We start from the raw sequence: 14184 nt of genomic DNA on the forward strand, positions 1-14184 counted from the left end.
GCCATGTGGGCATTCCTGCAACATTTGTCGTTCTGGGACTGGCTGGCACTGGGCACGGTGCTGCTGATTCTTGAAGTGTTCGGCGCCGGCGGTTATCTGCTGTGGATCGGCATGGCGGCGGCAGCGGTTGGCGTACTGACCTTTGTGCTGCCAAGCCTGTCCTGGGAAATGCAGGTTCTGCTGTTCGGCCTGCTCTCGATTACCACTGCCCTGTACTGGTGGCGACGCCAGCGCAGTGCCGTAAGAGAGAGTGACCAGCCCAACCTCAATCTGCGGGGCCAGGAACTGATCGGCAAAACCTTTGTGGTACATGAAGCGATAGTCGACGGCCACGGCAAGATCAAGGTCGCCGATGGCGTGTGGATCGCCCGTGGACCTGATGCCCCGTTTGGCAGCCGGGTTCGGGTGGTCAGCCAGCAAGGGGCGATTCTGCTGGTGGAACCGGCTGACTGAGTGGTCATGGAACTCGATTGGGTAAATGGCGATCCAACCCCGTAGTTAATATCCAGTGGAGTCACCCATCATGCGTCTCAAACTTGCTGTCGCTACCCTTGCCATGCTGTCCCTACCCGTTGGTTCAGCGATGGCCGACAGCTTTTGGCGTAACGTCATTTCGTCCGGTGCGACCACCGGTTCGACCTACCTGACCTTCAAGGATCACAAGCTGATCGTCGCGGCCCAGGACGATGCCGGCAGCTTCGTCGCCAGTGACGGCGGTATCCGCGGCCCATACCTGGAAGCCGCCATGCAGAAAGTTCGCGCCGACAACCCGGGTCTCAAAGCCACGGACATGGAACTGGCGAATGCGATCCTGGCGAAGAATGCCGTCGCCTCGGACTAAGCTTTAACAGATGTAAAAATGCCGCTCACATGAGCGGCATTTTTTTGCCTGGCCTATACCCCCTGTGGGAGCGAGCCTGCTCGCGAAAGCGGTATGTCAATCGACATCAATGTTGCCTGACACGGCGCCTTCACGAGCAGGCTCGCTCCCACATTTGTTTTTTATTGCCTGGAAGATCAGCGGTACTCATCCACCGGCACACACGCGCAAAACAGATTCCTGTCGCCGTAGACGTTATCGACGCGGTTCACCGCCGGCCAATACTTGTGCGCCTTGGTGTGAGCATCCGGCGTCACCGCTTGTTCGATGGTGTAAGGCCGCTCCCAGACCCCGGTGATATCAGCCAGGGTATGCGGCGAGCGTTTCAACGGATTGTCCTCAGCGTCCCAATTGCCGTTTTGCACTTCGGTGATTTCTGCGCGAATGCTCAGCATCGCCGCGATAAAGCGGTCCAGTTCAGCCTTGGATTCGCTCTCGGTCGGTTCGACCATCAACGTCCCCGGCACCGGGAACGACATGGTCGGCGCGTGGAAGCCGTAATCCATCAGGCGCTTGGCCACGTCCTCCTCGCTAATCCCGGTCAGTGCCTTGAGCGGCCGCAGATCCAGAATGCATTCATGGGCTACCCGCTCGTTACGCCCGGTGTAGAGCACCGGGAAAGCGCCGGACAAATGTTGCGCCAGGTAATTCGCGGCCAGAATCGCCACCTCGCTGGCATCCGCCAATTGCGGCCCCATCATGGCGATGTACATCCAGCTGATCGGCAAAATACTCGCACTGCCCCAGGGCGCGGCGCTGACTGCACCGTTCTGCGGCAGCGGACCGTCAATCGGCACCACCGGGTGATTGGCCACAAACGGTGCCAGATGTGCGCGCACACCAATCGGCCCCATGCCCGGCCCGCCGCCGCCGTGGGGAATGCAGAAGGTTTTGTGCAGGTTCATGTGGGACACGTCGGCGCCAATATCGGCCGGCCGCGCCAAACCGACCTGGGCATTAAGGTTGGCACCGTCCATGTAAACCTGGCCACCATGGCTGTGGATAACTTCACAGATCTCGCTGATGCCTTCCTCATAGACGCCGTGGGTCGAAGGATAAGTCGCCATCAGGCAGGCAAGTTTGTCCCCCGCTGCTGACGCTTTGCCCTTCAGGTCGTCCAGATCGACGTTGCCCGCCTCGTCACACTCAACGATCACCACCCGCATCCCGGCCATTTGCGCCGAGGCCGGGTTGGTGCCGTGGGCCGAGGACGGGATCAAACAGATATCCCGGGCGCCTTGCTGCCGACTCTCGTGATATTTGCGAATCGCCAGCAATCCCGCGTATTCCCCCTGGGCGCCGGAGTTGGGTTGCATGCAGATCGCATCAAAACCGGTGATCGCGCAGAGCCAGCGCTCCAGCTCCTCGATCATCAGCGCATAACCCGCCGCCTGCTCCTTGGGCACAAACGGGTGCAGGTTGGCGAATTGCGGCCAGGTGATGGGGATCATTTCGCTGCTGGCATTGAGTTTCATGGTGCAGGAGCCCAGCGGGATCATCGACTGGTTCAGCGCCAGGTCCTTGTTCTCCAGTTGCTTGAGGTAGCGCAGCATCTCGGTTTCGCTGTGATGGGCGCTGAACACCGGGTGACGCAGATAAGGTGTGGTACGCAACAGTCCGTCAGGAATGCCGCAGACCAGGGTTTCAGCGTCGAGTTCGTCGACGTTGAGCCCATGATCGGCACCGAGGAACACATCGAACAGCTTCGCGACAGTGGACTCATCGCACGTTTCATCAAGACTCAGGCCCAATTGCCCGCGCCCGAGAATACGCAAATTGATCTGCGCCGCCTGGGCGCTTTCGATGATCGCGGTTTGCGTTCCGCCGACTTCCAGGGTCAGGGTGTCGAAAAACTGTTTGTTAAGGCGGGTAATGCCATGGCGCTCCAGGCCGGCGGCGAGGATACACGTCAGCCGATGCACGCGTTGGGCAATCCGTTTCAGCCCTTCCGGGCCATGGTAGACCGCGTAGAAACTGGCGATATTGGCCAGCAGCACCTGGGCGGTGCAGATGTTCGAGTTGGCCTTCTCGCGGCGAATATGTTGCTCGCGGGTTTGCAGGGCCATGCGCAGGGCAACGTTGCCACGGGCATCTTTCGACACGCCGATGATTCGTCCGGGAATCGCCCGTTTGTACGCGTCACGGCTGGCAAAAAACGCCGCGTGCGGGCCGCCGTAACCCATGGGCACGCCAAATCGCTGGGATGAACCAAACACCACGTCGGCACCCAACTCCCCCGGCGGCGTCAGCAACAACAGGCTCAGCAGATCGGTCGCCACACACGCTAGCGCCTGCTGGGCATGCAGGTGATCGATCAACGGCCGTAAATCGCGGATCTCGCCGTGAGTGTCGGGATACTGCAGCAACGCACCGAAAACCTGGTGCTGCTTCAAGTTATCCACAGCGTCGATGATCAACTCGAAACCGAAACCTTCGGCCCGGGTCCGGACCACGGAAATGGTCTGTGGATGGCAGTTCTCGTCGACGAAAAACAGATTGCTCCTGGACTTGGCGACCCGCTTGGCCAACGCCATGGCTTCAGCGGCAGCCGTGGCTTCATCCAGCAACGAGGCATTAGCCAGTTCCAGGCCAGTAAGGTCGATGGTCAATTGCTGGAAATTGAGCAGTGCTTCGAGCCGACCCTGGGCAATCTCCGGCTGATAAGGCGTGTAAGCGGTGTACCAACCGGGATTTTCCAGCACGTTGCGCAGGATGACGGTCGGTGTAAGGGTGCCGTGGTAACCCATGCCGATCAGGCTGGTCCAGACCTGGTTCTGTTCGGCATAACCGCGCAGCTTGGCCAGCGCCGCTTCTTCGTCGAGGGCCGGCGGCAAGTCCAGTTCACGGTTGAGGCGAATGCCGGGCGGCACGGTTTGCTCGATCAGTTCGACCCGGCTGCCGAGGCCCAGGCTGTCGAGCATTGCCTGTTGTTCGGCGGTATCGGGCCCCAAGTGGCGACGCAGGAAAGTATTGGGGTCACGTAACTGGCTCAAGGACGGCAATTGGGACATGACGGGCTCTCTCTTGACTGGCGCTCAGCGTCGATGCAACACGGTCAAACCAGCATAGCAGTCGATACCCGAGCGGATGGCGTGGCGCCTTCGCTCAAACCGGATCATCATGTCCGGCGCATGCCTAATGTCCGCTAATCAGGTGTCTACTGTTTATGAGCCAACTGCCATTTTTGCCGTTTTCCAAACCCACCATCGACGAAGCCACGATTGCGGCGGTCGGTGATGTATTGCGTTCGGGCTGGATCACCAGCGGCCCCAAGGTCCAGGCGTTTGAAGCGCAACTGTCGGAGTTCTTTGGCGGGCGCCCGGTGCGCACGTTCAACTCCGGCACCTGCACCATGGAAATCGCTTTGCGCGTCGCCGGTATCGGGCCGGGCGATGAAGTGATCACCACGCCGATTTCCTGGGTCGCCACCGCCAACGTGATTCTGGAAGTGGGCGCCACGCCGGTGTTTGCCGACATCGACCCGATCACCCGCAACATCGACCTGGATCAGTTGGAAGCCGCGATCACCCCGCGCACCAAAGCGATCATTCCGGTTTACCTCGCCGGTTTACCGGTGGACATGAGCCGTCTGTACGCGATTGCCAAAAAGCACAGCTTGCGGATTGTCGAAGACGCGGCCCAGGCCCTGGGTTCGAGCTGGAATGGCCAACGCATCGGCGCGACAGGCGACTTCGTGTCGTTCAGTTTTCAGGCGAACAAGAACGTCACCTCGTCGGAGGGCGGTTGCCTGGTACTGAACACGCCTGAAGAAGTGCGGTTGGCGGAGAAGTACCGTTTGCAGGGCGTTACCCGCACGGGTTTTGATGGTCTGGACGTGGATGTGCTGGGCGGCAAGTTCAACATGACCGATGTTGCGGCGGCCATTGGCCTGGGGCAATTTGCTCAGATCGAGGCGATCACTGCTCATCGTCGTGAGCTGGCCAAGCATTATTTCGCCTGTTTCGGCGCCGATTTCGAAGCGCAGTACGGGGCGCAACTGCCGCCGGCAGATTTCGAGAACAGCAATTGGCACTTGTTCCAACTGGTGCTGCCTGAGCGCAAGGACGGCCAACCGGCACGGGCCACGTTCATGGAGCAAATGCAGGTACTGGGCGTCGGCATCGGCTATCACTACCCGCCGATCCACCTGCTGAGTCTTTACCGCGAGCGCGGTTTCAAGGAAGGCATGTTCCCGGTGGCAGAACGCGTCGGCCGTTTGATCGTTTCGTTGCCGATGTTTACGGCCATGAGCAAAGCGGATGTCGAGCGGTCGGTGGCAGCGGTCAAAGCGGTATTGAAGCCTTGAATCGCCCCCTGTAGGAGCACGGCTTGCCGGCGATGGAGATTTTGAAGACGCCATCGCGGGCAAGCCTTGCTCCTACAGGGCGAGGATTACTCGCCGATGGCGGCTTTGTAGCCGGCTGCGTCGAGCAGTTTTTCCAGGTCAGCGGTGTTGCTTGGCTTGAGCTTGAAGATCCAGGCGCCGTACGGGTCGGCGTTGAGCGACTCGGGGTTAGCGCTCAAGTCTTCGTTGATCGCGATCACTTCACCAGCAATCGGGGAGTAGATGTCGGAGGCGGCTTTAACCGATTCAACGACACCGGACTGATCGCCAGCGGCAAACACATTGCCGACTTCGGTCAACTCAACGAACACCACGTCGCCCAAGGCTTCCTGAGCGTGATCGCTGATGCCCACGGTGACGGTGCCATCGGCTTCCAGGCGGGCCCATTCGTGACTTTCGGCGAAACGCAGGTCGGCAGGGATATCGCTCATGTTCTGTGTCCTCAAGAAGAATGTCAGCGGTCGTTGCCCGCCGGAAAAGTTTAAATCAAGGTTTTGCCATGGCGTACGAAGGTCGGTTTGACCACTCGGACCGGGTACCACTTGCCACGGATTTCCACTTCAGCGCGGTCGGCTGTCGCCATCGGCACGCGCGCCAGTGCAATCGACTTGCTAAGCGTAGGAGAGAAACTACCACTGGTGATCTCCCCTTCGCCAACATTGGCGATACGGACGACTTGATGAGCACGTAAAACCCCACGCTCCTCAAGCACCAGACCGACCAGTTTGTGCTGTACGCCGTTGGCCCTTTCGGCTTCCAGGGCCGCACGACCAATGAACTGGCGAGTGGCCGGTTCCCAGGCAATGCTCCCGGCCATATTAGAGGCCAGCGGTGAGACGTCTTGATGAATGTCCTGACCGTAGAGGTTCATCCCGGCTTCGACACGCAAGGTGTCCCGGGCGCCAAGACCGATAGGAGAGATGCCCGCGCCGACCAGATCGTTGAAGAAACCGGGTGCCTGGTCCGCTGGCAAAACGATTTCCAATCCGTCTTCGCCGGTGTAACCGGTGCGCGCGATAAACCAGTCGCCATCAGGCTGACCTTCGAAGGGTTTGAGTAGCTGGATCAGGTTGCCGCGGGACTGGGTGACCAGTTCGGCAATCTTGTGCCGGGCCTGCGGACCTTGAATAGCCAGCATCGCCAACTCGGAACGCTCATGGAGTTGCACATCGAAACCGCCGAGATGCGCCTGCATCCAGGCCAGGTCCTGATCGCGGGTGGAGGCGTTGACCACCAGCCGATAACCGTCGTCGAGACGATAGACGAGCATGTCATCGACAATGCCGCCGTGCTCGTTGAGCATGGTGCTATAGAGGGCACGGCCGGAGCTGTGCAGGCGTTCGACGTCATTGGCCAGCAACTGCTGGAGCCAGGCCTTGGCCTGGGGGCCGTCGACATCGATCACGGTCATGTGGGATACATCGAAAACCCCGCAATCGCGGCGCACCTGGTGGTGTTCCTCGACCTGCGAGCCGTAATGCAGTGGCATATCCCAACCGCCAAAATCGACCATCTTCGCGCCGAGGGCGAGATGAAGGTCATACAGAGGCGTACGCTGTCCCATGGGTTTCTCCTTCCGGGCGTGGCGAAGGTGCGGACAAGCACTGCACGGGTGAAAGCCTTGAAATAGAAGGCCTGCAGCCGATTTCAGCTACTTGATCTGTCAGACGGACCGCACCGAATGCCGCGCATTGTAGCCGCAAGGTGTAGGACTGGCACCTAGGCGTTTCGATGCGCCGAACGTCGAATCAATCCGATCACCGGTAACAGCCCGACCAAAACCAGCGTCAGCGCCGGCAACGACGCCCTCGCCCACTCGCCTTCACTGGTCATTTCGAAGATCCGTACCGCCAGCGTGTCCCAGCCAAACGGGCGCATCAGCAGGGTGGCGGGCATTTCCTTGAGCACATCGACGAACACCAGCAACGCGGCGCTCAAGGTGCCCGGCAGCAAAAGCGGCAGATACACTTTGAAAAACAGTCGTGGCCCACTGACCCCAAGACTACGTGCCGCTTCAGGCAAAGAAGGCCGTATACGCGCCAGGCTGCTTTCCAGTGGTCCATACGCCACCGCGATGAAACGCACCAGATAGGCCAGTAATAACGCCGACAGGCTGCCCAGCAGCAATGGCTTGCCCGCGCCGCCAAGCCAACCCGACAGCGGAATCACCAGCTCGCGATCCAGGTAACTGAAGGCCAACATGATCGACACCGCCAGCACCGAACCGGGCAAGGCGTAGCCGAGGTTGGCCAGGCTGACGCCGGCACGGATCGCCCGGTCGGCGCCAGTCGTCGGGCAAACGCCAGCAGCAGCGCAACGCTGACGGTGATCAACGCCGCCATGCCGCCCAAATACAGGGTGTGGACGATCAGCCCGGCGTAACGCTCATCCAGGTCGAAGCGCCCGCGCTGCCAAAACCACACCACCAGTTGCAGCATCGGAATGACAAAGGCGCAGGCGAACACCAGACCGCACCAACTCATCGCCGCCAACGCCTTGAAGCCGCGCAGGTGATACAGCGCCTTGACCCGTGGCCGCTCGTTACTCGCCCGATTCGCGCCCCGGGCGCGGCGCTCGCCGTACAGCACGACCATCACCACCAGCAGCAACAGGCTGGCCAGTTGCGCGGCGGTCGAGAGGCTGAAAAAGCCGTACCAGGTCTTGTAGATGGCGGTGGTGAACGTGTCGAAGTTGAACACCGATACCGCGCCGAAATCCGCCAGGGTTTCCATCAGCGCCAACGCGACGCCCGCACCGATGGCCGGGCGCGCCATCGGCAATGCCACCCGCCAGAACGCTTGCCATGGCGATTGCCCGAGAACCCGGGCGGCTTCCATCAGGCCTTTGCCCTGAGCCAGGAACGCAGTGCGCGCCAAGAGGTAAACGTAGGGGTAGAACACCAGCACCAGAACGAGGATGACACCGCCGGTGGAACGCACCCGCGGCAATCGTAGCCCGGCGCCAAACCATTCCCGTAGCAAGGTTTGCACGGGACCGGCGAAGTCCAACAGGCCGACAAAGACGAACGCCAACACATACGCAGGTATCGCAAAGGGCAGCATCAGCGCCCAGTCGAGCCAGCGCCGGCCAGGAAATTCGCAGAGGCTGGTGAGCCAGGCCAGGCTTACACCCAACAGTGTCACGCCGACACCGACGCCGAGCACCAGCGTCAGGGTATTGCCCAGCAGGCGTGGCATCTGGGTGTCCCAGAGGTGAGACCAGATCTGTTGATCGATGGTTTGCCAGGAGAAAAGCAGAACGCTCAGGGGCAGCACGACCAACGCGGCGATGACGAAGACCAGGGGATACCAGCGGCGTTGGGCGGGGTGGGCCAAGGAAAAGCTCTCGCGAGAATCGTGAAGTGTGGGGAGAACGCAAAAGATCGCAGCCTTCGGCAGCTCCTACATTGAGATGACGTTCACCCTGTAGGAGCTGCCGAAGGCTGCGATCTTTTGATCTTTCAAAGCGGAAAAATCAGTTCCAACCCGCCCGATCCATCATCCGAATCGCTTCAGCCTGGCGCTTGCCAGCAATCTCGACCGGCAAGGTATCGGCGACAAATTTGCCCCAGCTCGCCACTTCAGCCGATGGCAGAACCGCCGGGTTGGCCGGGAACTCCTGATTCACATCGGCGAAAATCTTCTGCGCCTCAGGTGTGGTCATCCACTCCACCAGAGCCTTGGCTGCTTCCGGGTGCGGTGCATGCCTGGTCAGGCCGATGCCCGACAGGTTGACGTGCACGCCACGGTCGCCCTGGTTCGGCCAGAACAGCTTCACTGCCAGATCCGGCTTCTGCTTGTGCAGGCGGCCGTAGTAGTAGGTGTTGACGATGCCGACATCACACTGGCCGGCGTTGATCGCCTCCAGCACCGCAATGTCATCGGAGAACACGTCGGTGGACAGGTTGCTCACCCAGCCCTTGAGGATCTGTTCGGTTTTGGCGGCGCCGTGGACTTCGATCATGGTGGCGGTCAGCGACTGGTTGTAGACCTTCTTCGCCGTGCGCAGGCACAGGCGACCTTCCCACTGCTTGTCCGCCAGCGCTTCGTAAGTGGTCAGCTCACCCGGCTTTACCCGGTCCGTGGAGTAAACGATGGTCCGCGCCCGCAAGCTCAGGCCGGTCCAGGCGTGGGAGGACGCACGGTATTGCAACGGGATGTTGGCGTCGATGGTTTGGGAGGTGAACGGCTGGAGAATGCCCATCTGCTCGGCCTGCCAGAGGTTGCCGGCGTCAACGGTAAGCAGCAGGTCGGCGGTGGCGTTTTCGCCCTCGGCCTTGATGCGCTGCATCAGCGGCGCTTCCTTGTCGGTGATGAACTTCACCTGCACACCGGTTTTCGCGGTGTAGGCATCGAAGACTGGCTTGATCAGTTCGTCGATGCGCGAGGAGTAAACCACCACCTCGTCGGCGGCCTGGGCGGCGGAGCTGCCGATCAGGGTCAGGGCCAGTGCGGTCAGTAGACGCTTCGATGCCAACATGGGAGCGGACTCTCGATTGAAAAATGAGGCCAAATGATAAGGAGTCACATTTGCCTTCTCAATCGAACAGTTCGCGGGTGAGTTACCAGATGTTGCATGGTTCAAAAATAGTGGACTCACCGCCGCCCTGTAGGAGCTGCCGAAGGCTGCGATCTTTTGATCTTTGGCGATTCCAGCATCGCCGTAGATCAAGATCAAAAGATCGCAGCCTTCGGCAGCTCCTACAAAGGCATGCGCGAAAATCTCAAGCCTTGGCGAGTGCCGGTAAATCCCCGGTCAACCCCAGCGCCTCACGCACAAACAACGCCTTGGCCTCAGGTATTTTCTCGACCAGCTTCAACCCGGCGTTACGCAACCAGCGCACTGGCAGCGGATCGGCCTGGAACAACCGTTCAAAGCCTTCCATCGCCGCCATCAACGCCAGGTTGTGGGGCATGCGCCGACGCTCGTAACGGCTGAGGACTTTGACATCCGCCAGGCGCTCGCCGCGTTCAGCCGCTTGCAGCAACACTTCGGCCAGCACCGCCGCATCGAGGAAACCAAGATTTACACCTTGCCCGGCCAGCGGGTGAATGGTGTGCGCCGCATCGCCGATCAGCGCCAGACCCTCAGCCACATAGCGTTTGGCATGGCGCTGACGCAGTGGCACGCACAGACGCGGATCGGCGCTGATTACCGTGCCCAAGCGCCCCTCGAAAGCCCGCTCCAGTTCACGGCAGAAGCTCTCGTCGTCCAGCACCATCAGGCGTTCGGCTTCGCTCGGCGTGGTCGACCAGACAATCGAACACCAATCCTGCTGACCGTCCCGCTCCAGCGGCAGGAAGGCCAGCGGACCGTTGTCGGTAAACCGCTGCCAAGCCGTCATTTGATGCGACTTGGAGCTGCGCACGCTGGTCACGATCGCGTGGTGCAGGTAATCCCACTCGCGCGTTGCCACGCCAGTCAGGCGCCGCACCGCCGAATTGGCACCGTCCGCCGCGATCACCAACGGCGCGCGCAGCGTGCGACCATCGGCGAGGGTCAGCAGCCAGTCATCGCCGGAGCGGCGCATCTGTTCCAGGCGCGCATTGGCCAACATACCGAGGTCGCAATCGTGCAAACGATCGAGCAAGGCGTCCTGAACCACGCGGTTTTCGACGATGTGCCCCAGCACGTCGGCGTGCACACTGGCCGCCGAGAAGTGGATTTGCCCGGTGCCGCTACCGTCCCAGACCTGCATGTCGGTGTACGGACTGCTGCGTCGGCTGGCTATGCCATCCCAAACGCCAAGGCGTTCGAGGATGCGCTGACTGGCGGCCGACAAGGCGCTCACCCGCGGCTCGAAAGGCGCGTCGCCGTCGAAAGGTTTGACGCTCATGGGGCTGCCGTCCAGCAGCAGGACTTCCAGCCCACTGTCTTGCAACGCCAGCGCCAGGGCGCTACCGACCATTCCGGCCCCGACAATCAGCAGATCTGCGCGCATGTCCATGCTTTAAGCCTGTCTCTGCTTGCGGCTTGAGCCGCACGTAAAGGGTTTTTTCGACCCGCGCCACCAAGGTGCCGGCGCCGTCGTGAATATCGACCTGCAACTGCGGCAGGTATTTTTCGCCATCGGCGGTCTGCCGGCGGATGTCGTCGAGCAAGGTCTCGTCGATGTTGAAGCGCGCGAACACCGGGCCTCTGCCCGGCGAAATGAAGTCGATATCGGCCGCCTTGTCCCAGACGATGTACCGATGCCCGAGGTTCTCCATCAGCATCAGCATGTAGAACGGGTCGACCATCGCATACAGGCTGCCGCCGAACTGGGTGCCCACGTAATTGCGGTTGTACCAGCCCAACCCCATGGACACCCGGATGTCGCGGAAGTCATCGCTGATGTGCCGAACCCGAACACCGGAGCCGAGGTACGGCGGGTAAAACGTCATGACCCAGCGCATCAACCGCGCCTTGCCGAATTTTGCGGTCAGCCACTTAAGCATCAGGACGCGTACCCAAACCCATGGCCTGGCGGGCGAACCAGCGCTTGGCGGGTGGCAACAAATCAAGGCCAAGCAGGCCGATGTTGCGCCCCAGGGACACCAGCGGTTGAGTGCTTCCGAACAACCGGGTGACCTGATCGGAGAAGCCCACGGTAAGGTTCTGATCCATGCGCTGGCGTTCGCGATAAGCCTGCAAGGTCGCGAAGTCACCGGGCGAAGTCTCGCTGGCCAACAACGCGTCGGCCAAGGCCTGGGCGTCGCGCAAGGACAGGTTGAAGCCCTGGCCGGCAATCGGGTGCAGGCTGTGGGCCGCATTGCCGAGAATCGCCAGATGCGGACGCACCTGCTCTTCGGCCTCGATCAAGGTCAGCGGGTACAAATGCCGCGCGCCGACCTGCTTCAAGGTGCCGAGGCGATAACCGAACACACCTTGCAACTCGCTGAGGAAGCTCTTTTCATCAAGGGCCGCCAGCCGTTGCGCGTCCATGCCCAGACGGGTCCAGACCAAAGCGCAACGGTTGTCCGGCAGCGGCAACAACGCCATCGGGCCTTCGTCGGTGAAACGCTCGAACGCCATGCCGTTATGGGATTCGCTCGGGGTGATATTGGCGATCAGCGCGCTCTGGTTGTACGGGCGCTTCTTGATGCCGATCCCCAGTTGCTCGCGCAGGCCGGAACGGCCGCCATCAGCGAGCACCGCGAGGTCGCATTCCAGAGTGGTTTCGTCATTGAGGGTCAGGCGATAGCCGTCGGTCAGCGGTTCCATTCGGGTGACTTCCGCCGGGCAGCGCCAACTGATCACGTCCTTGTCCAGACCTTGCCAGAGGCATTGGCCGAGCCAGGCGTTTTCCACCACGTAACCCAACGCCGGAACACCCTCCTCCATCGCCGACAGCCGCGCCGTGGAAAAACGCCCACGGTCGGACACATGAATCTGCTTGATCGGTTCGGCGCGGCGGGAGATTTCCTGCCAGACGCCCAGCCGCTGATAAATCTGCCGAGCGCCGTAGGACAGCGCCGAAGATCGGGCGTCGTAGCTCGGTTGGTAGGTGTCGCCGGGGGCGAACGGTTCGATCAACACGATCTTCCAGCCTCGGGCCTTGGCCCCGGCTTGCAACGCCAACGCCAGACTCGCGCCGACCAGGCCGCCACCGATGATTGCCAGATTGACTCGACTCATGCCGCTTGTGTCCGTGCTTGTGCCATCAAGGCCTCGATGTCGGCGACCGTTTTCGGCACGCCTTTCGTCAGGATTTCACAACCGGTTTTGGTCACTACCACGTCGTCCTCGATGCGCACGCCAATGCCACGCCATTTCTTCGCCACGTTCTGGTTGTCCGGGGAGATGTAGATCCCTGGCTCAACGGTCAGCGCCATGCCGACTTCCAGCACGCGCCATTCGCCGCCGACCTTGTACTCGCCGACATCGTGCACATCCATGCCCAACCAGTGGCCGGCGCGGTGCATGTAAAACGCTTTATAGGCTTCGCTGGCGATCAGTTCGTCGACGTCACCCTTCAACAGGCCCAACTTCACCAGACCGGCGGTAATCACCCGGACCGTGGCTTCGTGGGCCTGATTCCAGTGTTTGTTCGGGGCGATTTCGGCAAACGCGGCTTCCTGAGACGCCAGCACCAACTCGTAGATCGCCTTCTGCTGCGCTGAATATTTGCCGCTGACCGGCCAGGTGCGAGTGATGTCGCTGGCGTAGCAGTCAATCTCGCAACCGGCATCGATCAACACCAGGTCGCCGTCCTTGAGCACCGCGTCATTCTGCTGGTAATGCAGGATGCAGCTGTTGCGCCCCGAGGCGACAATCGAGCCGTAAGCCGGCATCTTCGCTCCGCCCTTGCGGAATTCGTAATCGAGTTCGGCTTCGAGGCTGAATTCATGCAGCCCGGCCCGGCTGGCCTGCATCGCCCGGATATGCGCCTGGGCGGAAATCCGTGCGGCTTCGCGCATCACCTTCACTTCTGCCGCCGATTTATACAGGCGCATGTCGTGAAGCAGATGATCCAGGGCAACGAATTCGTTCGGCGGCTGGGCGCCGAGGTGCGCTTTAGAGCGGATCACGTTGATCCAGTCCATCAGGTGCCGGTCGAACTCCGGGTTGCTGCCCATGGCCGAATAGACCCGGTCGCGACCTTCGATCAGGCCCGGCAGGATGTCGTCGATGTCGGTAATGGGGAAGGCGTCATCGGCGCCAAAGTCGCGGATCGCGCCTTCCTGACCGGCGCGCAGACCGTCCCACAATTCTCGTTCGGCATTGCGTTCCCGGCAAAACAGCACGTATTCACCGTGCTCACGGCCGGGCATCAGGACGATGACGGCTTGCGGCTCGGGGAAACCGCTGAGGTACTGGAAGTCGCTGTCCTGGCGGTAGACATGCTCGACGTCGCGGTTGCGAATGGCCACTGCGGCGGCGGGCAGGATCGCGATGCTGTTGGGTTCCATCTGCGCCATCAAGGCCTTGCGGCGACGGCTGTATTCCGATTTCGGGATATGGATCATGGGCAGATGGC

At 61.0% G+C, this 14184-nt stretch carries 11 protein-coding genes and 1 pseudogene; 3 read left to right on the forward strand and 9 right to left on the reverse strand.

Translation table 11 applies throughout. From position 1 onward, the window contains the following. Positions 1 to 3 precede the first annotated feature (3 nt). Entirely contained in the window at positions 4 to 453 is a 450-nt protein-coding gene (locus tag JFV26_RS04955; RefSeq protein WP_201190273.1) for an NfeD family protein, read from the forward strand. Positions 454 to 520: 67 nt separating this feature from the next. Beyond that, a complete protein-coding gene (locus JFV26_RS04960; RefSeq protein WP_201190679.1) occupies positions 521 to 841 on the forward strand; it encodes a DUF2388 domain-containing protein in 321 nt (106 codons plus the stop codon). A gap of 176 nt (positions 842 to 1017) precedes the next feature. On the opposite strand, the gene gcvP is transcribed toward JFV26_RS04960, so the two are convergent. After that, positions 1018 to 3891, reverse strand: a complete 2874-nt coding sequence (gene gcvP / locus JFV26_RS04965) for an aminomethyl-transferring glycine dehydrogenase (protein ID WP_201190275.1) — start codon at positions 3889 to 3891, stop codon at positions 1018 to 1020. Positions 3892 to 4046: 155 nt separating this feature from the next. Here gcvP and JFV26_RS04970 point away from each other — a divergent pair, with 155 nt between their 5' ends. Then, positions 4047 to 5186 carry a DegT/DnrJ/EryC1/StrS family aminotransferase gene (locus JFV26_RS04970; protein WP_201190277.1) on the forward strand — a complete coding sequence of 380 codons (1140 nt, stop codon included), beginning with the start codon at positions 4047 to 4049 and terminating at the stop codon, positions 5184 to 5186. An 86-nt stretch (positions 5187 to 5272) separates the two neighbouring features. Here the strand turns inward: JFV26_RS04970 and gcvH are convergent, their stop codons facing one another. The 8 genes and pseudogenes from gcvH to pepP all read right to left on the reverse strand — a co-directional run bounded on the left by gcvH (position 5273) and on the right by pepP (position 14173). After that, complete coding sequence (gene gcvH, locus JFV26_RS04975; protein WP_201190279.1) at positions 5273 to 5656, reverse strand: glycine cleavage system protein GcvH; 384 nt, start codon at positions 5654 to 5656, stop codon at positions 5273 to 5275. A 50-nt stretch (positions 5657 to 5706) separates the two neighbouring features. Next, positions 5707 to 6789 carry a glycine cleavage system aminomethyltransferase GcvT gene (gene gcvT, locus JFV26_RS04980; RefSeq protein ID WP_201190281.1) on the reverse strand — a complete coding sequence of 361 codons (1083 nt, stop codon included), beginning with the start codon at positions 6787 to 6789 and terminating at the stop codon, positions 5707 to 5709. 155 nt (positions 6790 to 6944) lie between these two features. Next, positions 6945 to 8560: pseudogene (locus JFV26_RS04985) on the reverse strand (ABC transporter permease). A gap of 139 nt (positions 8561 to 8699) precedes the next feature. Further along, on the reverse strand, positions 8700 to 9704 hold the full coding sequence (locus JFV26_RS04990; protein WP_201190283.1) for an extracellular solute-binding protein: 1005 nt from the start codon (positions 9702 to 9704) through the stop codon (positions 8700 to 8702). 244 nt (positions 9705 to 9948) lie between these two features. Then, the gene (locus JFV26_RS04995) at positions 9949 to 11166 is read right to left on the reverse strand and encodes a 2-octaprenyl-3-methyl-6-methoxy-1,4-benzoquinol hydroxylase (protein ID WP_201190681.1); all 1218 of its coding nucleotides are present in this window, start codon (positions 11164 to 11166) and stop codon (positions 9949 to 9951) included. After that, positions 11123 to 11662, reverse strand: coding sequence for a DUF4442 domain-containing protein (locus tag JFV26_RS05000; RefSeq protein ID WP_242487738.1), 540 nt, complete (start codon positions 11660 to 11662; stop codon positions 11123 to 11125). Before JFV26_RS05000 ends, JFV26_RS04995 begins: the two co-directional genes overlap by 44 nt. Further along, positions 11655 to 12842 carry a 2-octaprenyl-6-methoxyphenyl hydroxylase gene (gene ubiH / locus JFV26_RS05005; RefSeq protein ID WP_201190285.1) on the reverse strand — a complete coding sequence of 396 codons (1188 nt, stop codon included), beginning with the start codon at positions 12840 to 12842 and terminating at the stop codon, positions 11655 to 11657. Before ubiH ends, JFV26_RS05000 begins: the two co-directional genes overlap by 8 nt. Then, positions 12839 to 14173 (reverse strand): Xaa-Pro aminopeptidase, encoded by a 1335-nt coding sequence (gene pepP, locus JFV26_RS05010; RefSeq protein WP_201190286.1) that lies wholly within the window; start codon positions 14171 to 14173, stop codon positions 12839 to 12841. The genes ubiH and pepP overlap by 4 nt, the downstream gene beginning before the upstream one ends. Between the last annotated feature and the right edge of the window lie 11 nt (positions 14174 to 14184).

It is taken from the genome of Pseudomonas sp. TH31 (assembly GCF_016650815.1).
Taxonomy (GTDB): Bacteria; Pseudomonadota; Gammaproteobacteria; order Pseudomonadales; family Pseudomonadaceae; genus Aquipseudomonas.